The 26,724-nt window shown below is 63.9% G+C and carries 24 protein-coding genes and 2 tRNA genes; 18 read left to right on the forward strand and 8 right to left on the reverse strand.

What is annotated here, in order from left to right; all coding sequences use genetic code 11:
- Window positions 1-32 precede the first annotated feature (32 nt).
- From QX034_RS15250 to QX034_RS15260, 3 genes are read right to left on the reverse strand one after another with little or no spacing between them, the layout of a single operon-like run.
- A complete protein-coding gene (locus QX034_RS15250; RefSeq protein WP_315701760.1) occupies window positions 33-2,297 on the reverse strand; it encodes a xanthine dehydrogenase family protein molybdopterin-binding subunit in 2,265 nt (754 codons plus the stop codon).
- The gene (locus QX034_RS15255; protein ID WP_315701759.1) at window positions 2,290-3,363 is read right to left on the reverse strand and encodes a xanthine dehydrogenase family protein subunit M; all 1,074 of its coding nucleotides are present in this window, start codon (window positions 3,361-3,363) and stop codon (window positions 2,290-2,292) included. Before QX034_RS15255 ends, QX034_RS15250 begins: the two co-directional genes overlap by 8 nt.
- Window positions 3,360-3,860, reverse strand: coding sequence for a (2Fe-2S)-binding protein (locus QX034_RS15260; protein ID WP_315701758.1), 501 nt, complete (start codon window positions 3,858-3,860; stop codon window positions 3,360-3,362). The genes QX034_RS15255 and QX034_RS15260 overlap by 4 nt, the downstream gene beginning before the upstream one ends.
- Window positions 3,861-4,056: 196 nt before the next feature.
- Here QX034_RS15260 and QX034_RS15265 point away from each other — a divergent pair, with 196 nt between their 5' ends.
- Window positions 4,057-4,662, forward strand: coding sequence for a TetR/AcrR family transcriptional regulator (locus QX034_RS15265; RefSeq protein ID WP_316195537.1), 606 nt, complete (start codon window positions 4,057-4,059; stop codon window positions 4,660-4,662).
- Window positions 4,663-4,803: 141 nt separating this feature from the next.
- On the opposite strand, the gene QX034_RS15270 is transcribed toward QX034_RS15265, so the two are convergent.
- Window positions 4,804-5,505: an alpha/beta fold hydrolase gene (locus QX034_RS15270; protein WP_316195539.1), complete on the reverse strand. Its 702-nt coding sequence runs from the start codon at window positions 5,503-5,505 to the stop codon at window positions 4,804-4,806.
- 174 nt (window positions 5,506-5,679) lie between these two features.
- On the opposite strand from QX034_RS15270, the gene QX034_RS15275 reads away from it, so the two are divergent.
- From QX034_RS15275 to QX034_RS15295, 5 genes are all read left to right on the forward strand, one after another.
- Window positions 5,680-6,534 carry an alpha/beta hydrolase gene (locus QX034_RS15275; protein WP_316195541.1) on the forward strand — a complete coding sequence of 285 codons (855 nt, stop codon included), beginning with the start codon at window positions 5,680-5,682 and terminating at the stop codon, window positions 6,532-6,534.
- A 122-nt stretch (window positions 6,535-6,656) separates the two neighbouring features.
- Window positions 6,657-8,732, forward strand: coding sequence for a HAMP domain-containing methyl-accepting chemotaxis protein (locus QX034_RS15280; RefSeq protein ID WP_315701754.1), 2,076 nt, complete (start codon window positions 6,657-6,659; stop codon window positions 8,730-8,732).
- A gap of 136 nt (window positions 8,733-8,868) precedes the next feature.
- Entirely contained in the window at window positions 8,869-9,336 is a 468-nt protein-coding gene (locus tag QX034_RS15285; protein ID WP_315701753.1) for a metallophosphoesterase family protein, read from the forward strand.
- Window positions 9,337-9,491: 155 nt separating this feature from the next.
- Window positions 9,492-9,788 (forward strand): hypothetical protein, encoded by a 297-nt coding sequence (locus tag QX034_RS15290; protein WP_316195542.1) that lies wholly within the window; start codon window positions 9,492-9,494, stop codon window positions 9,786-9,788.
- 91 nt (window positions 9,789-9,879) lie between these two features.
- Window positions 9,880-10,299 carry a very short patch repair endonuclease gene (locus tag QX034_RS15295; RefSeq protein ID WP_316195543.1) on the forward strand — a complete coding sequence of 140 codons (420 nt, stop codon included), beginning with the start codon at window positions 9,880-9,882 and terminating at the stop codon, window positions 10,297-10,299.
- On the opposite strand, the gene QX034_RS15300 is transcribed toward QX034_RS15295, so the two are convergent.
- From QX034_RS15300 to QX034_RS15315, 4 genes are all read right to left on the reverse strand, one after another.
- Window positions 10,255-11,514, reverse strand: coding sequence for a DNA cytosine methyltransferase (locus QX034_RS15300; RefSeq protein ID WP_316195545.1), 1,260 nt, complete (start codon window positions 11,512-11,514; stop codon window positions 10,255-10,257). The genes QX034_RS15295 and QX034_RS15300 overlap by 45 nt on opposite strands.
- A complete protein-coding gene (locus tag QX034_RS15305) occupies window positions 11,514-12,692 on the reverse strand; it encodes a hypothetical protein (RefSeq protein ID WP_316195546.1) in 1,179 nt (392 codons plus the stop codon). Before QX034_RS15305 ends, QX034_RS15300 begins: the two co-directional genes overlap by 1 nt.
- Before the next feature lie 69 nt (window positions 12,693-12,761).
- The gene (locus tag QX034_RS15310; protein ID WP_316195548.1) at window positions 12,762-12,929 is read right to left on the reverse strand and encodes a hypothetical protein; all 168 of its coding nucleotides are present in this window, start codon (window positions 12,927-12,929) and stop codon (window positions 12,762-12,764) included.
- A 480-nt stretch (window positions 12,930-13,409) separates the two neighbouring features.
- Window positions 13,410-13,484: transfer RNA gene (locus tag QX034_RS15315), tRNA-Thr, on the reverse strand.
- 423 nt (window positions 13,485-13,907) lie between these two features.
- Here QX034_RS15315 and QX034_RS15320 point away from each other — a divergent pair.
- The 12 genes from QX034_RS15320 (at window position 13,908) to QX034_RS15375 (ending at window position 26,445) form a co-directional block, all read left to right on the forward strand.
- The gene (locus QX034_RS15320; RefSeq protein ID WP_315701747.1) at window positions 13,908-14,126 is read left to right on the forward strand and encodes a hypothetical protein; all 219 of its coding nucleotides are present in this window, start codon (window positions 13,908-13,910) and stop codon (window positions 14,124-14,126) included.
- A 26-nt stretch (window positions 14,127-14,152) separates the two neighbouring features.
- Complete coding sequence (locus QX034_RS15325) at window positions 14,153-15,868, forward strand: FAD-dependent oxidoreductase (RefSeq protein WP_315701746.1); 1,716 nt, start codon at window positions 14,153-14,155, stop codon at window positions 15,866-15,868.
- A 122-nt stretch (window positions 15,869-15,990) separates the two neighbouring features.
- Window positions 15,991-16,494 (forward strand): hypothetical protein, encoded by a 504-nt coding sequence (locus tag QX034_RS15330; RefSeq protein ID WP_315701745.1) that lies wholly within the window; start codon window positions 15,991-15,993, stop codon window positions 16,492-16,494.
- A gap of 105 nt (window positions 16,495-16,599) precedes the next feature.
- Window positions 16,600-17,889, forward strand: coding sequence for a UDP-N-acetylglucosamine 1-carboxyvinyltransferase (gene murA, locus QX034_RS15335; RefSeq protein ID WP_315730165.1), 1,290 nt, complete (start codon window positions 16,600-16,602; stop codon window positions 17,887-17,889).
- 19 nt (window positions 17,890-17,908) lie between these two features.
- Window positions 17,909-18,367, forward strand: coding sequence for a DUF2948 family protein (locus tag QX034_RS15340; RefSeq protein ID WP_316195549.1), 459 nt, complete (start codon window positions 17,909-17,911; stop codon window positions 18,365-18,367).
- A 71-nt stretch (window positions 18,368-18,438) separates the two neighbouring features.
- The gene (hisD, locus tag QX034_RS15345) at window positions 18,439-19,734 is read left to right on the forward strand and encodes a histidinol dehydrogenase (RefSeq protein ID WP_316195550.1); all 1,296 of its coding nucleotides are present in this window, start codon (window positions 18,439-18,441) and stop codon (window positions 19,732-19,734) included.
- Window positions 19,731-20,237, forward strand: a complete 507-nt coding sequence (locus QX034_RS15350; RefSeq protein WP_315701741.1) for a UPF0262 family protein — start codon at window positions 19,731-19,733, stop codon at window positions 20,235-20,237. Before hisD ends, QX034_RS15350 begins: the two co-directional genes overlap by 4 nt.
- Window positions 20,238-20,291: 54 nt before the next feature.
- Window positions 20,292-20,753 carry an arsenate reductase ArsC gene (locus QX034_RS15355; RefSeq protein ID WP_315701740.1) on the forward strand — a complete coding sequence of 154 codons (462 nt, stop codon included), beginning with the start codon at window positions 20,292-20,294 and terminating at the stop codon, window positions 20,751-20,753.
- A 192-nt stretch (window positions 20,754-20,945) separates the two neighbouring features.
- On the forward strand, window positions 20,946-21,575 hold the full coding sequence (locus QX034_RS15360; protein WP_315728914.1) for a Maf-like protein: 630 nt from the start codon (window positions 20,946-20,948) through the stop codon (window positions 21,573-21,575).
- A gap of 48 nt (window positions 21,576-21,623) precedes the next feature.
- Complete coding sequence (gene yacG / locus QX034_RS15365; RefSeq protein WP_315764039.1) at window positions 21,624-21,830, forward strand: DNA gyrase inhibitor YacG; 207 nt, start codon at window positions 21,624-21,626, stop codon at window positions 21,828-21,830.
- Between the two features lie 174 nt (window positions 21,831-22,004).
- Window positions 22,005-22,080 (forward strand) — tRNA-Phe (locus tag QX034_RS15370).
- 1,332 nt (window positions 22,081-23,412) lie between these two features.
- A complete protein-coding gene (locus tag QX034_RS15375; RefSeq protein WP_316195552.1) occupies window positions 23,413-26,445 on the forward strand; it encodes a hypothetical protein in 3,033 nt (1,010 codons plus the stop codon).
- Window positions 26,446-26,724 lie beyond the last annotated feature (279 nt).

Here is a 26,724-nt window from a genome sequence, read left to right on the forward strand (position 1 = left end):
GATACTGTCGCATCGCTCCGGAATGACGCCTGCTAGTTGGTTTGCCGCACCAGGTCGCTGATCCGCACCGGGAAGCGCCGAATCCGCACGCCGGTGGCGTGCCACACCGCGTTCGCCACTGCACCGGCCGAACCGGTGATGCCGATCTCGCCGACGCCTTTGATGCCGAGCGGATTGACGTACGGATCGTGCTCCTCGACCGTGAACGCTTCCATCGCCGGGATGTCGGCATTCACAGGCACATGATACTCGCCGAGATTGGCGTTCATGATGCGCCCGGTGCGTCGGTCGGTGATCGCCTCCTCGTGCAGCGCCAGCGAAATGCCCCAGATCATGCCGCCGAGCAGCTGGCTCTCCACCAGCTTCGGATTGATCACCCGGCCGGCTGCGAATGCGCCGATCATGCGGCTGACCCGGACCTGGCCGAGATCGGGATCGACCTTCACCTCGGCGAACACCGCGCCATGCGAATGCATGGCATATTGCTCGTTGAGCGCCGGATCGGGCGCGCCGCTGCCGGAGGCGTCAATCTCGGCGAGGCCGGCGCGCGCCAGGATGTCGCCGTAAGCTTCGCCGCGGCCCTCGTCGTCGCGCCGGAACAGCCGGCCGTTGCGCGCGATGACGCCGGCATTGCCGGCGCCGAACAGCGGTGAGCGTTCGTCCGAGGTCGCAAGCTCCGCGAGCTTGGCGATCACGGCCGCGCCGGCGTTGTGGATCGCGGTGCCGACGGTGGCGGTATGCGCCGAACCGCCGGCGATTCCGGCATCCGGCAGGTCGGAGGTGCCGGCCTTGTACGCGACCTGATCGATGTCGAGTGCCAGTGCATCGGCCGCGACCTGCGCCAGCGCCGTCCAGGCACCCTGGCCCATGTCGTGCGAACCGGTTTCGATGGCGCCAGTGCCGTCGCGGCGGATCACCGCGCGGGCTTGGCCTGCGAACATCAGCGCGTGGAAGGTCGCCGTCCCCATGCCCCAGCCGACCAGGAAGCCGTCCTTGTCGCGCATCATGCGGGGCTTCAGCGGCCGATCCCACCAGCCGAAGCGCGCCGCGCCCTGCGTGTAGCATTCGCGCAGCGCTTTCGAGGAGAATGGCTTGCCGGTGGCCGGCTCGACCTCGGCGTAGTTCTTGACGCGGAAGGCGAGCGGATCGAGGCCGCAGGCTTCCGCCATCTCGTCCACCGCGCTCTCCAACGCGATCGATCCCGGCGCAATGCCGGGCGCGCGCACGAACAGCGGCGTGCCGGTATCGACGCGCACGGCGTCATATGTGGTCGCGATCGCCGGCGCCGCATACAGCGTATGCGTCAGATGCGCCGCCCCCTCGTAGAAGTCTTCGAAGCTGGAGGTCACCACCCGGGCGTGATGATGAATCGCCGACAACTGGCCTTCGGCGCTCGCACCGAGCCGCAGCGTCTGACGGGTCGGCGAGCGATGGCCGAACGGACCATAGAGCTGCTCGCGACGGACCACGAGCTTCACCGGACGTCCCACCAGTTTGGCGGCGAGGATGCCGAGCACCTGCGGCCCCGCCATGATCCCCTTGCCGCCGAAGCCGCCGCCGAGGAATGGGCTGCGGATCAGGATGTTCTCCGGCGGGATGCCGAACAGGCCGGCGATGCGCGCCTGCATCATCGCAAGCCCTTGCGTCGGCGTGTCGATCACCAGCCTGTCGCCCTGCCAGTTCGCTACGATCGCGTGCGGCTCCATCGCATTGTGGTAATGCGGCGGCGTCTCGTAGGTGGTCTCGATCGACTTGTCGCTGCCGGCCAGCGCCGCCTCGACGTCGCCATGGCGGCTTTCCGCGGGAAAGCCCATGCCGACCACGGGAGGCACATAGGCCCCGTCGGCATCGAGGCCGATGCGCACCGGCTCGACTTCATAACGCGGCGCCAGCAGCGCCGCGCCTTCGGTCGCGGCCTCCAGTGTCTCGGCGATTACGACTGCGATCGGCTGGTTTACATAGCGGACGCGATCGTTCTGCAGCGCCTCGAACCTGAAGGCGAACGGATTGGGCTTGCCGTCGGGATCGTCCGCGAGCGGCGGACGGTTGGCTGAGGTCCTCACCTCGATCACGCCGGGATGAGCCTTGGCCGCTTCGACATCGAGCGAGACCACGCGGCCGCGCGCGATACTGCTCACGGCAAGCACCGCATGGAGCAGGCCAGTCGGATTGTTGTCGGCGGCGTAGCGTGCGGCGCCGGTGACCTTCAGCACGCCGTCGCGGCGGGACAGCGGCTGGCCGATGGTCGAGCCGTGCCGGACGTGGGCTGGATCACGGGACAGGTTGAGTTCAAGCATGATGGAGAACTCCTGGAACGGAGGAAACGGGAACGGAAGAAAACGGAGAGGCGGGTAGCGCCGGCACGCGGTCGGGCGTGCCTTGGGCGGCGGCTTGCAGCGCGCGTACGATCAGGTTGGTTGCGAGCGGGATCTTGTAGGCGTTGTCGCCGGACGGCTTTGCGCCGGCGAGTGCCGCAGCGGCCGCGCGTTGAAACGCGCCGGCTTCGGCGGCTTGGCCGGCGAGCAGGGCTTCGGCTTCGCGCGCCCGCCACGGCTTGGCGGCGACGCCACCGAGCGCGAGGCGCGCTTGCTTGATCGCGCCGTTCTCGACGATGAGACCGGCTGCGGCCGAGACCACGGCGAAGGCGTAGGAGGTGCGCTCGCGCACCTTGAGATACCGCGCGTGTGCGGCGAAGGCGCGCGCGGATGCCGGCAGCCTGATCCCGACGATCATTTCGCCCGGCTCCAGCACGGTCTCGCGCTCCGGCGTGGTGTCTGGCAAAAGGTGCAGTGCCTCCAGCGCGACCTCGCGCCGCCCCGGTTTGCCCTCGATCTCGACGACCGCATCAAAGGCCGCGAGCGGCACGCAGAAATCCGATGGGTTGGTGGCGATGCAGGCCTCGCTCCAGCCCAGCACCGCGTGCTGGCTGTTCTCACCGTCCCGCGCGTCGCAGCCGGCGCCGGGGCTACGCTTGTTGCAGGCCGAGGCCGGGTCGTAGAAATAGGCGCAGCGCGTCCGCTGCAAGAGGTTGCCGCCGACGGTCGCCGCGTTGCGCAGCTGCGCCGAGGCGCCGGAGAGCAGCGCTTCCGCCACGGCCGGGAAGTCGTTTGCGAACACCGGATCGTGCGCAAGGTCGGCATTGCGCACCAGCGCGCCGATCCTGACGTCGCCATTGCCGAGCCGCTCGATGCGGTTCAGTTCGGGCAGGCGCGAGATGTCGACCAGCCGTGATGGCCTGACCACATTGCCCTTCATCAGGTCGAGCAGATTGGTGCCGGCGGCGAGATAGGCGGCGCCGGGCTGGCTCGCGGCAGCAATTGCTTCGGCAATGCTCGCCGGCTTCACATAGTCGAACCGGTTCATGCCGCGCGCTCCGCCTTCGTCTTGCTCGCAAGGGTCTGCTGGGCGTCCTGCACCGCCTCGACGATGCCGACATAGGCGCTGCAGCGGCACAGATTCCCGCTCATGCCTTCGCGGATGCGCTCGGGGTCATCGCCGGCCTGGCCTTCATTGATCAGGCCGATCGCGCTCATGATCTGGCCCGGCGTGCAGAAGCCGCATTGCAGGGCGTCATGGACGATGAAGGCGTCCTGCACCGGGTGGAGCTGGTCGCCGTCGGCCACGCCCTCGATCGTGGTGATCGCGGCGCCGTCGAGGCTGGCGGCCAGGGCGAGGCAGGAATTGATGCGGCGGCCGTCGACCAGCACGGTGCAGGCGCCGCATTGGCCGCGGTCGCAGCCCTTCTTGGTTCCGGTGAGGTCGAGGCGTTCACGCAGGAGGTCGAGCAGCGTGACACGGGGGTCGTCGAGCGCAAGCGTTCGCGGCTCACCGTTGACGGTGAGTCTCACAGTCCAATTCATGCGTTGTTCCGATCGAAGCTATGGCCTAATCGGATCGCGGGCGGCCACGCCTTACGGGCGGTGGTCCGTGCGGGATCCGGGCACCCCTGGGCTTGGCAAGGAGAAGTGACTGGCCCGGGGTGACACGCCCATTTATACGGAGGACGCCTCCGTTTATCAAGGGGGACCTCACAGGGGTTCATCAAGAGCTGGTGAGATGGCGACCAAACCACAAGAGCGGCCCCGGAAGCCGCGTGCCGATGCCCTCCGCAACCGCGAGCGCGTGCTGGAGGCGGCCAAGGTCGTGTTCTCGGCCGGTGGCGCGGACGCGAGCCTCGAGGCGGTGGCGCGGCAGGCCGGCGTCGGCATCGGCACGCTCTATCGGCATTTCCCGACCCGCGAGGATCTGTTCGAGGCGGTCTATCGCCGCGAGGTCGAGCAGCTCTCCGAGCTGGCTGAGCAATTGAAGAGCGAGCCCTCGGCGCTGGAGGCGCTGCGGCGCTGGCTGCGCTCGACCGTGCAATTCGTCGCCACCAAGAAAGGCATGATGGCGGCGCTCGCCATCGTCATGAATGCCAATTCCGAGCTCGCCGCCTATTCGCATGCGCATCTCATCGCTTCGATCGGCGCGTTGCTGTCGCGCGCGGTCGCGGCCGGCGAAGTCCGCGGCGACGTCACCGCGGACGACCTGCTCCGCGCCCTCATCGGCATGTGCTACATGCACGACCAGACCGGCTGGCATCAGAGCGTGCTGCGGCTGCTGGATGTGTTCGTCGATGGGTTGCGGGTGACGAGACCTGGAGCAACTCCATCAATTGATTGATGCTCGCCGATGTCGCCGGCGTTGTGCGCTATGATCTAGGATGATGAAGCGGCCCTACCGCTTCGGGCAAAATGGCTGCGCCTTTCGCCAGCGCGAATCCCCGGGGATGACGGCGCTCTGTCGGCTCCAACGCGAGCCATCTCAGCCCCGCAGCCACTCCACCAGCGCCTGCGCGGTTTCCTCCGGCTGCTCGAGCTGGGGCAGGTGGCCGCAATTGTCGAGCACGACCAGCCAGCTGCCGGCGATCTCGTCGGCCATCTCGGTGGACAGACTGTTCGGGATCATGTCGTCGGTGTCGCTGGTCAGCACCAAGGTCGGGCAGCGGATCGCAGTCAGCGTGGGGCGAGAGTCCGGTCGTGCGATCATCGCGGTCTGCTGCCTGACGAAGCCGTCGACGCCGACATCGTCGGCCATGTCTCGCACGAGCCTGCGCAAGCGTGCATCCTCGCGCCGCGACGGATGCACGAAATTCACGGCTAGCTCGTCGACGATGGCCTGATACTCGCCTTCCCTGGCGCGGGTGATCATGGTGCGGCGTCGCGCACCGGCTTCCGGCGCATCCGGCCGCGCCTGGGTGTTGATCAGCGCCAGCTTGGCGACGCGCTCCGGGGCCTGGCGCATGATCTCGAAGGCGATGTAGCCGCCCATCGAATGGCCGGCGAGCGCGAAGCGCGGCGGCGCCTCTGACAGGATGCGGCGCGCGATCGCGCCCATGCTGTCGTCGCGGATGTGGTTGGCGATCATCACCGGCCCGTGCCGCCACAGCGCGGGAACAAGAGGCGCATAGATCCGGGGGGAGCAGATCAGCCCGGGCACCAGCACGATCGGCAAAGTTTCCGTCATCAGCTTTCCCCCCATGTGTGCGCGTTATTGATCCGGCTACGCCGGCGGCCTAGCCTCTGCCGTCACCTGCGATGCGGCGGTCTGCTACCTCGGTAACACCGCGTCATTGCGCGGCCATTCTGCGGCATTATCGCCGGATGATCGAAGCGTATCACAGTCAAATCGGGAAGCGCCATGCGCCATCTGCTTGTCCTGCTCGTCTTCGGTCTTGCCGCCTTGCAGCCCGCCGCCGCCGAGCCATGGGAGATGCTGCCGCCGACGCCGCAGCCGGTTGCTACGCAGCGCGCCGGTCAGGCCGTCGTGAACGGCATCAAGATCTATTATCGTGTTTACGGCCAAGCGCCGCAGCAGGGCGGGACGCCGGTGATCCTGCTGCATGGCGGCCTGGCGAACGCCGATTATTGGGGGCATCAGGTCGAGGCGCTGGCGCCGCATCACATGGTGGTGGTGATAGACAGCCGCGGCCATGGCCGGAGCACGCGTGATGCGCGTGCTTACGGCTACGATCTGATGGCCGACGACGTCGTGGCGCTGATGGACGAGCTCAAGATCGCCAAGGCCGACATCGTCGGCTGGAGCGACGGCGGCATCATCGGCCTGGATCTGGCGCTTCGCCACAAGGATCGCGTCGGCAAGGTGTTCGCCTTCGCCGCCAATTCCGTCACCTCGGGCGTCAAGGACGGCGTCGAGAAGAATCCGACCTTCGCCGCCTTCATCGAGCGCGCCGGCCACGAATACCGGTCGAATTCCGCCACGCCGAATGCCTATGAGGATTTCGTCGCCCAGATCAGCAAGATGTGGGCGGAGCAGCCGAACTGGAGCGACGCGCAGCTGCAATCGATCACTTCGCCGGTGTGGATCGTCGACGGCGACCATGACGAGGCGATCAAGCGCGAGCACACCGAATATCTCGCGGCCACGATCCCGCATGCGGGGCTGTTGATCCTGCCGAATACCAGCCACTTCGCCTTTCTGCAGGACCCGGAGCTGTTCAACGCCGCGATGCTGCGCTTCCTCGACGGCAAATAGCGCGACCGAAGGACGCGCCCGGCTCCGCATTACTACGGAGAGTGGCCCGTACTTAGCCAATTGTTAGTTGTCCAGGTCACATGTTCCAAACAAATGATAAGCATGTGGTGGAAGCCGGACCTATGAAGATCGGTCAGTTGTTTGCGGTGTCGATGCTGTCGGTGACGGCGCTTGCCGTCGTGCCCGCGGCGGAGGTCGTGGTTGGGCAATATCGGATCCTGGCCGATAGGGCGGATGCCATCAAGACAGTCGAGGCGTTCGGGGCGGTTCTCCTGTTTGCGCAGAACATGGTGGGCAACCGGGCGCCCTACATCACCCCGTTGTTTGCGGAGGGGCCGGCCACCGAAGCGCAGCTGGCGGTGATCGCCAAGACCAGGCAGTCGACCGATGCGGCGTTGGCGAAGGCGCGAAGCGCCATTGCGGAGCTCGGCGACGGCAAAGCGGTTGGCCAGACTCTCGATCAGGCCGGAGCCAAATTCGCCGAGATCCGTGCCGCGACGGACGCCGCGCTCTCCCGTCCGCTGAGCGCCCGCGACCCGGCCGTGACCAAGGGCTTCCTGCCTGGCGTCGCCCAGGTCGCGGTGATGATCGAGCCGATTCTGAACCGCCTGCAAAATGATGTCGCCAACGCGGATGCCTCGCTCACGACGCTGCTCGACGTCTCGCGCACGGCTCAGGACTTGCGCGTCACGGCCGGTGGCCGCGCGGCCCTGCTGTCGCCTGCGCTGAGTGCTCACCGCCTGGTGACGCCGACGGAGAAGGCCACGATGGACCGCGGCCAGGGCCGCATCGAGACGGACCGCGACCGCATGGAAGCGGGCGTCCAGCAGCTCGGCGATCCGGCCGGCCTTGCGGCGGCGCTGAGGAACGCCAAGGAGTCCTATTTCGGGCAGGCGGGGCCGCTGATCGACAAGGAGATCGCGGCGGGGCTGAGCGACACCAATTATTCCATCACCGCCGAGCAGCTGGGTGAGCGGGTGGTTCCGGCGGTCGAAAAGTTCTTCGCGGTTCGGGATGCCGCGATCGCGGAAGCGCGCGACCGCGCCAGCGCCTCGCGCGACTCGGCGCGCGTGATGCTGGCCGTCGCCGCCGCGCTCGTGATTGCCTTGCTCGGGCTCCTGGTCGGCGTCACCATGCTGCTACGCCGCCGTGTGATCGCGCCGATCGTGAACCTGACCAAGGTGATCGGCGAGATGGCCCAAGGCCGCGACGATGTCGCGATCCCTGCGAGCGATCGCGACGACGAGATCGGAGCCATGGCAGGATCGCTGGAGACGTTCAGGGAAGCGCTGCTGGCGAACAAGGCCGCCGAAGCCGCGGCTGCGGCCGATGCGCAGGCCAAGATCGAGCGCGGCCAGCGCGTCGAGCGCTTCACGCGGGAGTTCGAGACCGCGATCGGCGAGGTCATCAGCGTGGTCTCGGAGGCCGCAGGCGAATTGGAGCGCTCCGCCGGCACGCTGACCGCCACCGCCGGACGCTCGCTGGAATTGGCGACCGTGGTCGCCGGCGCCTCCGAGGAGGCGTCGACCAACGTGCATTCGGTTGCTGCAGCGGCCGAGCAGATGACCTCCTCGGTCGACGAGATCAGCCGCCAGGTGCATGATTCCGCGCGCATCGCCGGCGAAGCCATGGAGCAGGCCCGCAGGACCACCGATCGCGTCGGCGAGCTCGCCAAGGCGGCGTCGCGGATCGGCGACGTCGTCGAGCTGATCAACGCGATCGCCGGCCAGACCAATCTCTTGGCGCTCAACGCCACCATCGAGGCGGCGCGCGCGGGCGAAGCCGGCCGCGGCTTTGCCGTGGTCGCCTCGGAGGTGAAGGCGCTCGCCGAGCAGACCGCGAAAGCGACCGGCGAGATCGGCCAGCAGATCGGCGGCATCCAGAGCGCGACGCAGGAATCGGTGGGCTCGATCCAGGAGATCAGCGAGACCATCTCGCGCATGTCGGAGATCGCGTCCGCGATTGCCTCCGCAGTCGAAGAACAGAGCTCGGCGACGCGCGAGATCTCCCGCAACGTCCAGCAGGCCGCGCACGGCACCCAGGAGGTCTCCGCCAACGTCGCCGATGTCCGCAAGGGCGCCGACGAGACCGGCTCGGCCTCCTCGCAGGTGCTGTCGGCCGCGAAGTCGCTCGCCGGCCAGAGCAGCCGCCTGCGCAGCGAAGTCGCGCGCTTCCTGGATTCCGTCCGCGCGGCGTGACGGCAGAGGACGAGTAGTTGGGCAAAGCGACTTGTCCGTCGTAGCCCGGGGGACGAAGGCGGAAGCGCGCCCGCCGCCCAGCTACCAACTCAGTGTGGTAGGCTTCAATGTGATGCCCTTGGTCGGTGATCGCTGAATGGCATTCAGGCTCGGCATCATCTCCGATACGCACGGCCTGTTGAGGCCGGAGGCCGTGCATCGGCTCGCCGAGGTCGATCACATCATCCATGCCGGCGATATCGGCCGCCCAGATGTGTTGGACGGACTCCGCCGCATCGCGCCGGTCACGGCGATCAGGGGCAATGTCGATAGCGCCGAATGGGCCAGAGGCTATCCCGAGACGGCGACGGTGCAGCTTGAGGGCCGATCGTTCTATGTCCTGCACGATGTCAATGCCCTGAGCATCGACCCAGTCGCGCGCGGCATCGACGCGGTGATCTCCGGCCATTCACACAAGGTTCGCATCGAGACGATCGGCGGCGTGCTCTATCTCAACCCCGGCAGCGCCGGCCCGCGGCGCTTCCGCCTTCCCATCACGCTGGCGACGCTCGACCTCGGGCTGGGTGACCTGCAGCCGGTGATCCACGACCTCAGTGGTGGTTGAACGGATGAGTGCGGCGGTGCGCTCCCGTCGAGCACTGTCAGGCACTTCTCCTGCACTGCGGCACACTGGGTTTTGGCTGCGCGGAGGCTCGCGCCGGCTTGGAAAAGGCGCTACGATGGAAAACGTGATGTCAATTGAGCCCAGGGAGGCTCGTCATGAAATCACAAGCTGTCCCCTTCGAAAATCGCTGGACCAACGGTGAGCACGCCCGGCAGTGGCATCGCGAGCTCGAGCGGCTCGGCGTGCAGAATGTCAGGACGATGTTTTGCGAGCACGAAACGCATCATGGCGAGGAGTGCGCCGTCGTCTTCGATATCCCTGCGGGATTTGTGCGAGACTGGCTCGCCTTCCACGACCGCCAGACCGCGCGTCAGCAGCTCCTCTGGCGCGGCAGCGTCATTGCATTGGGCCTGATCGCTGCCTCCGGAGCCGTGCTCGGGCTTTTGAGATAGACTTTCGGTGGGACTTGCGGGTCGGGGTAGGGACGCTCATTACTGAGCGCCCCTACCCCGACCCGTAATTCTTGTGGGATGACCTAAGGCCATGGGCTCGATCGCGCCGCAAGTCCGCTCGAACATGATGCGGAGCATCCGTAAGGAGAATACGGGTCCTGAGAGGGCTGTGCGCAGCCTCATCCGTGCGCTGGGCGCGAGAGGTTACCGCCTACATGCCAAGGAGCTTCCAGGCCGGCCGGACATAGTGTTCCGCCGACGCAAGCTGGCGATCTTTGTCCACGGCTGCTTTTGGCATCAGCATGGCGGCTGCCATCTAGCCAAGAAGCCCTCAGCTCGCGCTGAGTATTGGCTTCCAAAGCTCGCTCGTAATCAAGAGCGGGATTTGGTCGCGCTTCAAGCGCTCGCAGCGGCTGGCTGGGACGCGCTCGTAGTGTGGGAATGCGAGTTATCAAACGTCACGATGCTAACGGCCAAGCTCAAGCGCTTCCTGCGCATCCGGCGCGAGTGATTGCTGAAGCCGCGAAGCTCGATAACCCTTACCAGTGCCGGGATGAGCATCGTGATCGCCTCGCAAGGCGAGATATGTCTCCGGCACCTTGGCCACTTTCTGAGGGCCAATGGGCGGCTTTGGAGACGGCTGTATGGCAAGAGTGGGACGGCCCTTGAGTGCCCTACCCAACAATTGACTGCTGATCGCTCGCGCAAGGACCTCGGCAAGCAGCGAAGGAACTGCATTACCAAGCTGCCGTTGCGCGTCAGCGTATGATCCTGCAATCTGAATATTTGGGAATGTTTGAAGCCGCGCCATCTCCGTAACGCTGAGGCGACGGTTATCCCAGTGGAATGGGCCAGTCGCAGGACCAGGCTGCGCTTGTATCGTCCACGAGGGAGTGTTCTTGGCCAGCTTCAACAGAAACGACCAATATCGGCGTCTCCAACCGAACAGTGGTTCCCCGCCTCCTCGTTCCGTGTGCCAGAGATAATTCTGTCCTTCTGGAATGCTGGGAAGCAAGTCGGCCCACTTGCCTCGAACTCGCAGTTCCTCAAGCTCCTCCTTGTGGAGACGGATGCTTCTGAGGGCGTCCCAAGCAGTGAGATGTCTGTCCTGCGTGGCCATCAACTCGTCGCCTGCGAAGTGTGTTGGTGACGGGAACGTGAAAGCGCTTCCATCGCGAGCGCCTACCACGAACAACCGTCGTCGGAGCTGAGGTACGCCGTAGTCTACCGCATTGAGGATCGCTGTAGTCGCTCGGTACTTGGTGCCTTGCTTCGCGTTGATCTCCGCAAGCCGGGCACTGATGTACTGTAACCCTTCATCCTTGCCACGGAATCCAAGCCCCTCAACATTCTCGATCAGGAATGCGCGGGGTTGCGTCTCCTCAAGAACCCGGAGGTAATTCTCCAACGTCGATGCTCGCGGGTCTCTGAGACGCTTGGTTGTCCCGGTAGCCCAAAAGCCGGATTTTGAGAAAGGTTGACAGGGAGGACCACCGATTAAGGCGTCTGCCTCGCCACATCGCAGCTTTGCCTTGGCCAGGATGGCTTCAGTTGAAATCAGGTTGATGTCGCCTTGAACAACTGGCCAGCGACGGTTGAGGCGGATCGTCTCAACGCATCGCTCGTCCATCTCAACTGCAACCGCCGTGCGGAATCCTGCGGCCTCGAACCCATAGTCCAAGCCACCAGCGCCTGTGTACAGGCTGATCACGGTGAATTTTTTCATCAGTGTCTCACGGAGGCTGCAGCTTGGAATACGGGTATGGGATCAGGTTGCCAGTTGTCATCCACTCGGAGATTGTTCCCTAGCTTGCCCACGCATTTGGCATGGGTCGGTAGGCTCTGCGGAAGGATGTACCTGAACTCCCATCTTTCTGTGACAGCGTGGAGGCAAGCTGCCACAACGTCGAAATCATCAGGGGCGTAATACCTCGAACACGGATCGGCCTTCGAAGCCCTGGTCCGCTGAAAGTCCAACCGGTAGCGGCCACTGGCATCTGTCTCGCGAAGAATGTTCTTGCATTCAACGGTAAGCAAAGGACCGTCATGCAACCTAACATAGAGATCAGCTGCCCCTTCTTTATTGATGGGCTCGCAATGAGTGACGCCGGCTGTTCGTGCGAGAACTTCTCGCAGGTGATGTTCGGCGACCCATCCTCGAACAGCCATCTTAAGGCGCTGCGCACCTGCAATGACATCCAAGACTTCATCAGGCGAAAGGTCAAGCTCCTTGGCCAAAGGGTGTGCGATCTTGGCCAGCTTCGCTGTGGACGCTAAAGTCGAAGGTGACCGAGTGAATAGCTCGCGCTTCTGAGCAAGAAGTTGTCGATTCCCGGCGTCCAGCCCCTGCGCGGCCCGTTCAAACCGGATCAAGTCTAGAAAGTGATCCTTTGTTCCTCCGACCATGACTTCAACCGGATCATCCTCGCGATTAATCCGACTTCTCTCCCATGCGATCCAACCATGCCGCTTGATCTCTTCGGCATTACGGTCCTTGAATTCGATGCGGATGAAGAACTTGGTCGGGTTATGAGCTTCCGGGTCTACGGCCACGAAGAAGTTCTCCTCTGGCGAGATGCCGAGGAAGATGGTGGTGAAGAGGCCAAATGGGTCTTGGAAGATCGGTTGTGGCCTATTGTTGAGCTTGCTGCCATACTTGACCTGGAAGCTACGCTCATCCAACGGACGGTTCTTTGTCACGGTTCTCGTAGCGGTGAATGCGTAAGCGATCACCCCCATCCTCTCACCTGTAGGTGTTTCGAAAGTTATGATGAAAGGGGCCTTCGTGGGCTCAGAAGCATAGATGATTCGGCAGTCTTGTGCCTTTAGCGCCTCAAGCATGAACCGCACCAAAGGTTCGCGGCCTGCTTTTTGAACACCGTATAGACGTGGCCCAGCGAACATTCAGCTCCCCCAATAAGCTGCAGCTTCTGCATTCGGGACGTTACCTGCGCCGCCCTTTGGAAGCCCGAACTAGTATCGCTCAGTACTTAGCTTAATATCAAATTGTACCAATTGCGCGAGAGGCAAAAGGGGCTGGGAGATTGTCTGGCCGGCGTCCAGCTTGAACCCTTCATCCGCTTGCCAGCTTTCAGTATTCGCCTCGACGCCAAAATTATGTTTCGCTTTTTCAGAAATCATGCTATATCCCCCACATCCCGCCTCGGTGCGAGGGGCGTATCGCGATCGTCACGAACGTGGAGGCGGGGAGCGGTGGCCGTGCGGGCGCGCAGCATTCTCTTGAATGCCGACGAACGGGTCCGTGCGGACGGCGAAATCGTGTGGTCCTGACCTCCCGGTGCTGGGGTCAAGCTCGCGTGCTTCGACGCGCATGCGGGTGATGGGGGCAAGAGAGCCGGTCCCCAAGGAGAGCGCGTATAAGCCGTAAGCCCATCGCGCAGGGAAGGCCGGGTGTTCTCGGCCCAACCTGTGGTGACTGCCGCCTGCTTTTCTTTCTGCAGGCGGGCCACGGGCGCGGCCAGCGCCCGGCCTTCCCTGCGCCCTTGCGTTTCGCGAGGGCGGTCGACCAGCAAAGCTCGGACGCGAAACGCGCCGCGAGACCGCGAAGCTGCGCGTTCGGCCAATTCAATGGATCATGAAGGGGAGGAGCCCTGGGTCCCATGGTGCTGCCGGACAGGATTGAACTGTCGACCTCTCCCTTACCAAGGGAGTGCTCTACCACTGAGCTACGGCAGCAGACGGGACATCGCGGGAATCGGCCCTCGAGGGCCGCAACCAAGCGCGGGCGGTTCTTGCCACAAGGTCTCCCCAGGTGCAAGCGCGGCGGCAGGGTGTCGGGGCCAAGAATGGGCCGACGGCGCACCAAATCGGTGAGTATCCTCGCCATTATGCACAAATGCCTGGGCCCGGGCTTGATCCAGGCCGGCGGGCGTCCGGTTGCGAGGCGGGACGGGGGGCTGCCTGTCTGCCGCAACCTCCCCATTAGGGCAGGAGACGCTGGCCGCGGTGGAACTTACCTGTGCCGGCGCTTGCGGGCCTGGTCTTTGCTTTGGCGCTTGCTCGGCTCTTCCTTGGCTTTTGACCGCGTGGCCCCAATTGTGCCTTGAAACGACGTGACGGGACGCTACCTGACGGTGCTTTACTTGACGGGACTTGGGCATGACGGACCAGAAGCAGAGTGGGGCAATTCCCGTGACAAGTCCGGTGAAGGGATCGCGGCAGGAGCGGTTGAAGCGGGCGCTGCGCGAGAATCTCAAGCGGCGCAAGGCGCAGACGCGCGAGCGCAAGCCCGACGACGCGGCGCCTGCGAGCCTTCATGACGCTGGATCGGATGATGCCACCGATCGCGGGCCGGACGGGTCCGCGGGCGGCGTGTGAACTCAGTGACGAAAAGGGGGAGAGCGATGACTGCGGAAAACGAATGGGACAGCGCCGCGGCGGGGCGTGCCGATCTCGCCAAGACAATGCCCCGCTTCGACCAGACCTTTCCGGAGCTGACGGCGCAGGAAATCGAACGGCTGCGCGGCTTCGGCGAGGTCAGGCGCTATCGTGACGGCGAGCAGCTGTTCGCGACCGGCAAGCCGGGGCCCGGCATGTTCGTGATCCTGTCCGGGCATGTCGCGATCACCCAGCGCGACGGCCTCGGCCGAATCACGCCGGTGATCGATCAGGGGCCGGGCCAGTTCCTGGGCGAGATCGCCCAGCTCTCCGGCCGCGCCGCGTTGGTCGATGGCCATGCCGAGGGCGACGTCGAGGTGATTCTGATCCCCCTGGAGCGGTTGCGTGCGCTTTTGATCGCCGAGGCCGAGCTTGGCGAGCGCATCATGCGCGCGCTGATCCTGCGCCGGGTCAATCTGATCCAGGGGGGCGCGGGCGGGCCGGTGATGATCGGGCCGCCGCAATCGGCGGCAACGGCGCGGCTGCAGAGCTTTCTCACCCGCAACGGCTTTCCGCATCATCTGCTCGATCCCGCCAGTGATCACGACGCCGCCGACCTGATCGCGCGCTATTCGCCGCGTCCGTCCGATCTGCCGCTGGTGGTGGTTGCCGACGGCAGCGTGCTGCGCAATCCGAGCGAGACCGAGCTGGCGCGTGCCATCGGCATGATCGGCGGGCCGCGCGGCGAGAAGGTCTACGATGTCGCGATCGTCGGCTGCGGGCCGGCGGGGCTCGCCACCGCGGTGTATGGCGCCTCTGAAGGCCTGTCGGTCGCCGTGCTGGATTCCCGCGCGTTCGGCGGCCAGGCCGGCGCCAGCGCGCGAATCGAGAACTATTTCGGCTTCCCGACCGGCATCACCGGGCTGGCGCTGACGGCGCGCGCCTTCAACCAGGCGCAGAAGTTCGGGGCCGAGATCATGATCCCGGTCTCGGTGACCTCGCTCGATTGCCAGCGCCAGAACGGCGCCTTCGTGCTCTCGCTCGATTGCGGCGACGAGGTGCGGGCGCGCTCGGTCGTGGTGGCGAGCGGGGCGCGCTACCGGCGGCCCGACATCGATCGCCTGAAGGAGTTCGAGGGCCGCGGTGTCTGGTATTGGGCCTCGCCGATCGAGGCGCGGCTGTGCTCGGGCCAGGAGGTCGCTCTCGTCGGTGCCGGCAATTCGGCGGGGCAGGCCGCCGTGTTCCTGTCCGGCCACGTCGACAAGGTGCGGATGATCATCCGCGGCGGCGGGCTCGCCGCCAGCATGTCGCGCTATCTGATCGAGCGCATCGAGGCGACGCCGAACATCGAGCTGATGTTCAACACCGAGATCGTGGCGCTCGATGGCGGCGCCGACACCGGACTGGAGCGCATCACCTGGAAGAGCAGGCTGTCGGCCGAGCAGACCACGGCCGACATCCGCAACCTCTTTCTGTTCGTCGGTGCCGATCCCGCCACCGGCTGGCTCGACGGCTGCGGCGTCACGCTGGATCGCGGCGGCTTCATCGTGACCGGCGCACAGTCGGAGCAGAATGCCGGACGCCTGGTGTCGTCCTTGGAGACCTCGGTTCCCGGGGTCTATGCGGTGGGGGACGTGAGGTCGGGGTCCGTCAAGCGCGTCGGCGGTGCGATCGGCGAGGGCGCGCAGGTCGTGGCGGCATTGCACGGGTTTCTCGCCGACAAGCTGACGCCGCCGGTCTGACGAGGAGGGGCTTATTTGTTGCACCGCTGTGGAACCTTCGCGGGTTCCGTGTGGCAATACCCATTTTCGCCATATCGATCCTGGCATTGTGGCGGGCTCGTCACGGGGGAGGAGCCTGCGCCATGATGCTCGGATTGAGCCTGTCCGCGTTCACCACGCTTCACGTCATCATCAGCCTGATCGCGATCGTGACGGGTCTTGCGGTTACGTTCGGCATGCTCGGCTCACGCCCGCTGCCGGCGCTGACCGCGACCTTTCTGTTGTTTACGATTCTGACCAGCGTCACCGGCTTCCTATTTCCGTTCACCGGGCTCTTGCTGTCGCACATCTTCGGCATCGTCTCGTTGGTGCTGCTCGCAGCCGCCTGCATCGCGCTCTATGGGATGAAGCTGAAGGGCCTGTGGCGGCCGATCTATCTCGTGACCGCGCTGCTCGCGCTCTATCTCAACATGGTGGTACTGGCGGTGCAGGGGTTCCTGAAAGTTCCCGCGCTGCATGCGCTCGCGCCCGGCAATCCGCCGGATGGCACCATCTTCCTGATCGTGCAGGGGGCGTTGCTGCTGTTTTTCGCCGGCCTGGTCGCGGGCATCCTGTTGCGCTTCCGGCCGAGGCCGCTCGTTGCCTAGCCGAGGAGCACGTTCCCCGGCCATTGCGAACTCATGAAATCGCCGTAATGTCGCGACTCTTGCCGGAACCCTCCCTTTCCTCCCGGCAGTCTCAGCAGGATCAGTATGGATCGCATTCGCATCATCGGCGGCAACCCGCTCAATGGCACCATCCCGATTTCGGGGGCGAAGAACGCCGCGCTGCCGTTGATGATCGCGGCTCTTTTGACCCCGGAGACGCTGATCCTGGACAATGTCCCGCGGCTCGCCGACGTCGCGCAGCTGCAGCGCATCCTCGGCAACCACGGCGTCGACATCACCGCAGTGGGCAAGCGGCACGGCGATGGCGAGTATCAGGGCCAGACCTTGCAGATCTCGGCCGGAGAGATCATCGACACCACCGCGCCTTACGAATTGGTCTCGCGGATGCGGGCGAGCTTCTGGGTGATCGCCCCGCTGGTGGCCCGCATGCATGAGGCGCGGGTGTCCTTGCCCGGCGGTTGCGCCATCGGGACCCGGCCGGTGGATCTTTTGATCATGGCGCTGGAAAAGCTCGGCGCTCAGATCGAGATCGACGGCGGCTACGCGGTCGCCAAGGCGCCCGGCGGCCTGCGCGGTGCCGAGATCGCATTCCCGAAGGTCACGGTGGGCGGCACCCATGTGGCGGTGATGGCAGCGGCCCTCGCCAGGGGGACGACCGTCATCAGCAATGCCGCCTGCGAGCCGGAGATCAAGGATCTTGCGGACTGTCTGAACAAGATGGGCGCGCGGATCGAAGGCGCCGGCACGCCGCGCATCGCGGTCGAGGGCGTCGAGGCGCTGCACGGCACCCGGCACAGCGTGCTGCCCGACCGGATCGAGGCCGGCACCTATGCGATCGCGACCGCCATGACCGGCGGCGATGTCCAGCTCGCCGGCGCCAGACCCGAATTGCTGCAGTCCGCGCTCGACGTGCTGGCGGAGGCCGGCGCCGAGATCACGGTCAACCGTGAAGGCATCCGCGTCACCCGCAACGGCGGCGGCATCCGGCCCGTTCAGGTGACGACCGCGCCGTTCCCGGGCTTTCCGACGGACCTGCAGGCCCAACTGATGGCCTTGATGGTGCGGGCGCAGGGGGCCTCGGCAATCACCGAGACCATCTTCGAAAACCGCTTCATGCACGTGCAGGAGCTCGCCCGCTTCGGCGCCAAGATCAGCCTCGACGGCGAGACTGCCCGGATCGAGGGGATTTCGACCCTGCGCGGGGCGCCGGTGATGGCGACGGATCTGCGGGCCTCCGTATCTCTTGTGATTGCGGGGCTTGCCGCGGAAGGCGAAACTATGGTCAATCGTGTCTACCATCTCGATCGCGGCTTCGAGCGGCTCGAAGAGAAGCTGCAGGCCTGCGGAGCGGCGATCGAGCGCATCCGCGACTGACGAATGAGGGTGGGATGCCGTGACCGACCGCCTCAAACTGATCGCGCTCGACGCCGATGATCTCGCGGTCATTTCCACCCATGTGCAGGATGCGCGGGTGCAGATCGCCGACATCATCTGGCGGCAGGCCGAGAAGCGGCTGGTCATCGGCATCAACCGGCTGGATTGGGAGCAGACGCTGTCCGGCCAGACCGAGCCGCGACGGCTGGTGGCGGCGCTCCGGTTCGACCGGGTGCTGGCCTGCAAGTCCCGCAAGATCGACCTCGAGACGCCCGATGCCGTGCTGGAGCTGATCGGGATCGAATTCCATCCGACCGAGCCGCCCGGCGGCTGCGCGCTTCTGCTGTTCTCCCATGGCGGCGCGCTGCGGCTCGACGTCGAATGTCTGGAATGCGAGCTGACCGATCTCGGCCCGGATGAACTTGGTGCCCCCGATCCCAGCGAAGGCGAGGAGGCGGGGCCGGGCGGGAAGGGTTGACGGCCCGGCGCCGCCGCGCCATTGAGCAATGCTGGGTCGCACACCCAAAATCCTGCCGGAAAGCTCCAGAGATGCCCATCCGCCTGACCCGTAACAGCGCCGATTTCGACGAGAATTTCCGGCAGTTTCTCGCCGCCAAGCGCGAGGCCTCCGCCGACGTCGAAGCCGCCGCGCGCGTCATCGTCGATGACGTTGCCAGGCGTGGCGATGCGGCGCTGATCGAGGCGACGGCAAAGTTCGACCGGCTCCAACTGGATGCTTCGTCCCTCCGCGTCAGCCCTGCCGAGATCGCAGCGGCGGTGAAGGCTTGCGATTCCACCACGGTCGAGGCGCTCAAATTCGCCCGCGACCGCATCGAGGCCTTTCACCTCAAGCAGAAGCCGGCCGACCAGCGCTTCATCGACGCGGCCGGCGTCGAGCTCGGCTGGCGCTGGACCGCGATCGAATCGGCCGGCCTCTATGTGCCCGGCGGGACCGCCGCCTATCCGTCCTCGGTGCTGATGAACGCGGTGCCGGCCAAGGTCGCCGGCGTTGCGCGCCTCGTGATGGTGGTGCCGGCGCCGGACGGCAGGCTCAATCCGCTGGTGCTGGCTGCCGCCCAGCTCGGCGGCGTCGCCGAGATCTACCGCGTCGGCGGCGCGCAGGCGATCGCCGCGCTGGCCCATGGCACCACGACCATTGCCCCGGTCGCCAAGATCGTCGGCCCCGGCAACGCCTATGTCGCGGCCGCCAAGCGGCTCGTGTTCGGCAAGGTCGGCATCGACATGATCGCCGGGCCCTCCGAGGTGCTGGTGATCGCCGACGACACCGGCAATGCCGACTGGATCGCCGCCGATCTGCTGGCGCAGGCCGAGCACGATGCCAGCGCGCAGTCGATCCTGATCACCGACAGCCGGCGGCTGGCGGATGACGTCGCCCGCGCCGTCGAAGGCCAGCTCAAGACGTTGCCGCGCGCCGCGATCGCCGGCGCCTCCTGGGCCGATTTCGGCGCCATCATCGAGGTCGATCATCTCGACCAGGCGGTGCCGCTGGCGGATGCCATCGCCGCCGAGCATCTGGAGATCATGACGCGCGACCCCGACGCCTTCGCCGCCAAGGTCCGCAACGCCGGCGCGATCTTCCTGGGCGCCCATACGCCGGAGGCGATCGGCGATTATGTCGGCGGCTCCAATCACGTGCTGCCGACCGCGCGGTCGGCACGGTTCTCTTCCGGCCTGTCCGTGCTCGACTTCATGAAGCGCACCTCGCTGCTGAAATGCGGACCCGACCAGCTGCGCGCGCTCGGACCGGCCGCGATGACGCTGGGCAAGGCGGAAGGGCTCGACGCCCATGCGCGCTCGGTGGGATTGCGCCTCAATCTGCCATGACCCAGAACCCGCCAGCCGACGATGCGACCAATCGGATCGTCGCGGTGACGCTCGACGAGGAGTCGATCGGCCGCTCCGGTCCGGACATCGAGCATGAGCGGGCGATCGCGATCTACGATCTCATAGAGCAGAACCTGTTCGCGCCGGAGGGCGCTTCCGGCACCGGGCCGTTCACGCTGCATCTCGGCATCACCTCGAACCGGCTGATGTTCGACATCCGGCGCGAGGACGGCACGCCGGTGGTCACGCACCTGTTGTCGCTGTCCCCGTTCCGGCGGATCGTGAAGGACTACTTCATGATCTGCGACAGCTACTACCAGGCGATCCGCACCGCGACCCCGGACAAGATCGAGGCGATCGACATGGGGCGCCGCGGCATCCATGACGAGGGCTCGCGCACCCTGCAGGAGCGACTCAAAGGCAAGGTGCGGATCGATTTCGAGACCGCGCGGCGGCTGTTCACGCTGATCACCGTCCTGCACTGGAAGGGCGAGGGCGGCTGATGCGCGCGATCCCGTATCTCGCGGCGGCCCTCCGGGCCGAAGGCCCGTAAGCGCATGGCGGAGGCTCCGCGTGCGCACCATCCGCAGGCGGTGCTGTTCGCCTGCGGCCAGAACAGCGTTCGTTCGCCGATGGCCGAGAGCCTGTTGCAGCACATGTTCCCCCAGGCCCTCTACGTCCGCTCCGCCGGCGTCAAGAAGGGCGAGCTCGACCCGTTCGCGATCGCCGTGATGGCCGAGCTCGGCCAGGACATCTCGCACCATAAGCCCATGACGTTCGAGGAGCTGGAGGACTGGGAGGGGCTGAATTTCGACCTCATCATCACGCTGTCGCCGGAGGCGCATCACAAGGCGCTGGAGTTGACCCGCACGCTCGCCGCCGATGTCGAATATTGGCCGACGCCCGATCCGACCGGCGCTGAGGGCAATCGCGAGCAGAAGCTCGCGGCCTATCGCGAGGTCCTGGACGGTCTGCTGGCGCGGATCCGCAGGCGTTTCGCCCGGCCCGCCGGATTGTGATCGGCGACGGCCGGTTCCACACCGGCTGTCATCGAACCGAAACATCGACGTCGCGTCCCGCTCACGTTACCGTCTTAGACGGAACGTGAATCGCCTCATCTGCAGCGCCGGCATCGGGTTGTGGAATGACAGCCCATCCGATAGGTTCCGCGCGCCTCATTCATCCGAACGAATCTGTTTAGCCCCTCACGCATGCTCGGCCGCCCCAAAATCGTTCTCGCATCCGGTTCGCCGCGGCGTCTGGCGCTGCTCAACCAGGCCGGCATCGAGCCCGACGCGCTGCGTCCGGCCGATGTCGACGAGACCCCGAAACGCGGCGAGCTGCCGCGCGCCTGCGCCAACCGGCTGGCGCGGGTCAAGGCCGAGGCGGCGCTGAAATCGGTCCAGCTCGACGACGAGCTGCGCGGCGCCTTCATTCTTGCCGCCGACACCGTGGTCGCGGTCGGCCGCCGCATCCTGCCCAAGGCCAATCTGGTCGACGAGGCCGCGCAATGCCTGCGGCTGCTGTCGGGCCGCAATCACCGCGTCTACACCGCGATCACCCTGGTGACGCCGCGCGAAGGCTTCCGCCAGCGCCTGGTCGAGACCCGCGTCCGCTTCAAGCGCCTCAGCGACGAGGACATCCAGGCCTATATCGGCTCCGGCGAGTGGCGCGGTAAGGCCGGCGGCTATGCCGTGCAGGGCATCGCCGGCTCCTTCGTGGTCAAGCTGGTCGGCTCCTACACCAATGTCGTGGGGTTGCCGCTCTATGAGACGGTGAGCCTGCTCGCCGGCGAGGGCTTCCCGATCCGCTTCGGCTGGCTCAACACGGTGGGCGTGTAAGCCGCGCCGGGGATGGACCCGCCCGCCATCGCGCCTAGATAGAAGACGATGTCGAACGAATCGCACCTTCAGTCCAAGGGCGCCGTGCAGGCCTCCGCCAAGCCCGTCCGCCGCTGCCCGATCTGCTCCCGCCCGGCCGCCGACGACGTACGCCCGTTCTGCTCGCCGCGCTGCCGTGACGTCGACCTGCACCGCTGGCTCGCCGGCGCCTACGTCATCCCGTCTCGGGAGGGCGAGGAGGACGACGTCGAATAGGCCAGCTTTTTCAGTCTCTTGTCTGCGCGGCGTGCCTTCGTCACGGAGCCGCCAGCCCGGTTCAGCGATGATCTCCGGCATGTGGAAACAATCCGTGCGCAGGCGGTAGACAGCGCCGTCCCGGCCCACTATAACCCGCCGGCTCGTCGGGCTTTTTTCCGCCCCGGCGAGTTCGCCCAGGTAGCTCAGTTGGTAGAGCATGCGACTGAAAATCGCAGTGTCGGTGGTTCGATTCCGCCCCTGGGCACCACGCTTCGCCCGTTGGGCTACGCGTGGCGCGGCCACGCTCGACGCTCTCTTCGACCGTAAAGCGGTGAAGCTTACCCGGCGAAGCTCCCGAGCGAAGCCGGACCGCTCCGCATTCTGATTCAACTGTCAAACAGCCCCGAATTGATGGCCGCCGTCACTTCGGCTGTCATCGCCCGGTTCAACCGGGCGATCCAGCATCCCAGAGACGGCAGTCTTTGCCCGCAACGCCTCCCAGCTCCGTCATTGCGAGGCGCAGCGCGCCGAAGCAATCCAGGGCCAGGCACGAGATGCTGGCAAGAGATTCTGGATTGCGTCGCTTCGCTCGCAATGACGGCGGCATGAGTCCGCAGCCTCGCGGCGCGATCGGCGTCCGAGCTCTGCATCAGACCGCCCTTTCGAAATCGAGAGGGCGCGGGGAAGGCCGGGCATCGGCTGATGCCCGTGGCCCCCGTGCGAACAAAAAGCACGGGGCAGGAACCACAGGTCCAGCCGGATGATCCGGCCTTCCCCGCGCGATGGGTTACGGCTTACTCCGTGCTCTCCCCGGGGATCGGCATTCTTGCCCCCGTCCGCGTGATGCGAGGCATCATCGCGTTGCGACAACGCGTGAAGCGTTGCGCAGAGCGCCAGCACCGAGGCGCCAGGACCACACGGCTTGACCGTCCGCGAAAGCCTGCGCGCGAGAACCGAACCGACGGACTTGGTACCTTCCCGTCGAAGCCTCGCGCGAAAGCCGATCAGCTCGTTCGTCGGCGTCATCAGACGCACATCGAGCCGTCGCGGCCACCGCTCCCCGCCTCACGTTCGTGACGATCGCGATCCGTCCCTCTGCTCGAGGCGGGATGCGCGAGAAGATGCAGGTGATTTGCCCGACGACACAACGGGCGCAGGCTGCGACAGAGTGGCACGACGGGCAGTTTGGGGATGGGGTGGTGTGCGCCTTGAGCCGCTCGCTGCACGGATGATCGGATAAGCGCGCTGAAGGTCGGGCCAGTGGAAATGATTAGGGGAAAGCCGTTCTTGCTCTCATGCATCCCATAAGTACGAGAAAATGATTGACCGCACCTCCCAACCACACGCTAGGGTAGCCACAACGAATAGTGGATGACTGATGCTGATGAGGCCCGCTAGGGCGCCTGACGTTGCCACTGAATGACGGGCCGAACGAATGATTTGCTCGTCAGCGGAGCATCCGAGATAGCGCGAGCTGTGCACGATTTAACAGTAGTCACTGAGAGACCCAGGTAACGTTATGAACTGGACTGATACAAGTTTATGGAAAGCTATTTTGAGCCGCGGCAATCAGAATGCTCGCCTTACCCTTGAAAATTGCATGCCACAGATCGAGACTGTAATCGGCTCCGCCGGAACATCCCCTGTCGACTTTACCTTACATGACGATCAACATAGCTTCCGTGTCGCGGAGCGCATGTTTGCCATTCTCGGACAGCAAGGTGCTTTGCTGACCGACGTAGAGCTTTGCCAATTGCTGCTAAGCGCATATCTTCACGACATTGGCATGTCTCCATCTCGATCTACGATAACCTCCCACTATCAATATCTGTGCAGCGGCGACGATCGACTTCTAAATCCGATCGAGCGACAGTTGCTCCAACATTGGCTCGATGAAAGCTGGCCCGGCGTTGATATCCCTATGAGCGGAATAAACACGGCGACGGGAATTGCGCTAGCCGAGGAGATTTGCGGGTATTACTGCCGAGCTCGCCATAATGATTGGAGCGAAGAATGGATCGACGAAAACCTGAAGAGCGTTAGCCCCGGCCTCTATCCCGGATGGGCCAGTGATTTGATCACTTTATGCAAGAGCCATCATGAGGGCTATTCAGAACTCCTAACTTCGAAATATGACGCCCGCTTGGTCGGCTCCAGAGCTGAGACGCTCAACCTGAGATATTTGGCGGCGATCCTTAGGATGGCCGATGTATTGGAATTCGATCCCGAACGCACACCCGAGATAATCTTGCGGCATAGGAATATCGCGCCGAACAGCCGAATTTATTGGTATCGAGATCACGGCATCGCGTTTTCGATGAATGTAGATGGAGGCGAATTAATCTTCTCGGCTCGAACGCCAAACGCCGTGATTCACAACGCCGTACTGTCCGTAGCCGATCTCGTGAATGCAGAATTGGTCCTGTGCCGCAATCTGAGCTTGTATGGCGCATATCTGCGTGGCGCAATGAAGCCTGATGACCGAGAGCGATACGCCTGGAAATTGCCTATGCAATTAAGTTTGGACGTTCGGGAGCAGGAAGGAAAATTTACCTACATTGATGGAACATTCCAGCCAGAGGTAACAAAGCTGCTTGAGCTTCTTTCCGGCACGCAGCTGTACAGCAATCGGCTTGCTGCTGTTCGCGAGCTAATTCAAAATGCGGCAGATTCAATTGCTGAGCAGATCGCATATGAACGATTGCAGCAGGACGACCCAGGTAATCCGGAATATGAGGTTGCGTTTGCATCGCTACATAAGATTAGAATCACGTTTGAGTTTGATGGCGCTCGGTACTGGTTGCGCTGTAATGATGACGGCGTTGGCTTGACAAAGCGACACATCCAAACACGATTGCTCCGTAGCGGTTCGAGGAACAGGCCTGACTTCAAAGCTCTAGAGCGCGAGGCGGAAAACCGCGGGTTCAAGGTCTTTCGCACTGGACAATTTGGGATAGGCCTTCTTAGCTACTTTATGATCGCCGACCTTGTTGAGTTTACAACGAGGCGGAGCGATGCAACCAAAGATGGCGGGGACGCATCTTGGGCTTTTGTTACTGAGGGGGTGGCGAGTTTCGGAGAGCTAACGAAGGGGGCGCGCGAAAAGCACGGTACGGACGTTCGATTGAGGCTTCGAGAAGAGGTTATCGATGGCGATTCCGAAGGATGGTTTGATCTACTGTTGGACTACATCAGGCGGACCGTTCGTCATTTGCCATGTAAAATTGAGATTAGAAGCAACCTTCGGAATCCTGCAATACAGTGGTCAGTCGGTCCGGGCTGGACGGCACTTCCGACCGAATTCGATGACAAGCTAATTAGTGAATTTTGTGAGGATCGCTATTTCGGACCTAATGCGCTCCTGACTTTTGAAGAGGAGGCGTCAAAGCAGAAGACTGAGGGCCGATTTGCGGAATTGCGGAGCTCTGCGCGAGAGCGGCTTCGCTGGTTCGGTCCTATCGAAGCAAGAGGTGAAAGCTGGCAAATACGGTATTGGCTGCCATACTTCGAGCTTAATGGCGGAGCTTCTGTCGCATTCATTGATCTCGTAGATTCCAACGTTCAGCAGATTCCGGACGATAGGGATGCCCTTTTCCCGAAGGCGCGCGTCCTAACCTCGTGGAAGGGCTTCGCTCTAGAGGCGCCGCACTTACGGCTTGAATATGGGGTCGCTGAAATCGATCTCCTTTCTGGCGCAGAGATCGCAATAGACCGCACACACATATCCAATCTCGACAGGGCGGCAATAACTGAGGCAGTTCGCGGGGTCCAACGCGACGCGCGCGATCGATTCTTAGCCGAGCACAAGAGCTCTCACTTCCAAGTCATTAATAGGCAGGCTTTCAAGTTTATTCGCAAATACGCTGCGCCACTCTTGCCAAATTCGTACTGGATCAATCATGGCAAATTGCAGCCTGTTTCGTATCCATTCGTCGTCATGCCGGTTGCGTCATACGAACGCCGCGCCGAGCGCAACTATCTTGGCTGGAACGGAAAAAACATTCCCGTTATGTCTCCAATAGTGTTCTCTTCGAGCTCCTATTTAAACCTTGCGCGCGAGATCGGTAGTCCGCAATTGGGTCTTCATGGCGTATCTCACATCAGACCTGTAGGTCTTTGGACGGCGCCGCCCGCTCAGAATCAACTCTTCTGGACTTCGAGCTTTCCTTTGGGGTGGGAGAAGCTTCTTTATGTGAGAGCCAATGGAATCCAGTTTTGGAATGCCGGGCACGATCTAACGCGGCTACTAAGCAAGCATCCTAACGTTAGACTCAGAGCAGATAATGTGGAGGGGCAATTTAGAGAAAGTCTATCTTCGGATGTTCTCGCAGTACGTTTCTTGTTTTTGATGATGACTGAGGATATTCGCCCGCTGCAAGCGCTGAAGGATCGTTATCCATCGGAGTTTGAACGGTTTGTAGTCTTGTTGGGCGGAGATAAGCGTCCAATCTACTGGTGGTCTTTCGATTCCATCTACTCCCCTGCTACTAAGACCTGCATGCTGTCTCATGATAAGGTGTTGGAGCAGCGGGCACTCTATGAGCAACGGTACGTATTGTTGCTGCCAGACGGAGAGACATTATCCCCGCCCAAAGACGGGCCTCACGTTCTAAATGATCCTCATGAGGTTTGATGGCCATCTTGTACCGCGCCGCACATAGCGGAGAATGCGAGTATGAGCGCAGCGGTGTTGGGGCTCCGAAGAATTATCAAACGCGGTTAGGTCCTCATCGGACCGTACGACGCCTCTTGACTGATCGCCATCAGCTGCTCCGGTAAGCTGGCCGGTAGCACATTATCGCGGCAGCTCGTAGCAACCAATAAGTTGAGGCACCACTTGCGACGCGCCCATCTTAGTGAGTGCTACAGCTTACAGCCGCGACTCGGCCTTTGACTCAAGGTTGCCGAAGTG

The organism is Bradyrhizobium sp. SZCCHNR3119, assembly GCF_032487775.1.
Classification (GTDB): domain Bacteria; phylum Pseudomonadota; class Alphaproteobacteria; order Rhizobiales; family Xanthobacteraceae; genus Bradyrhizobium.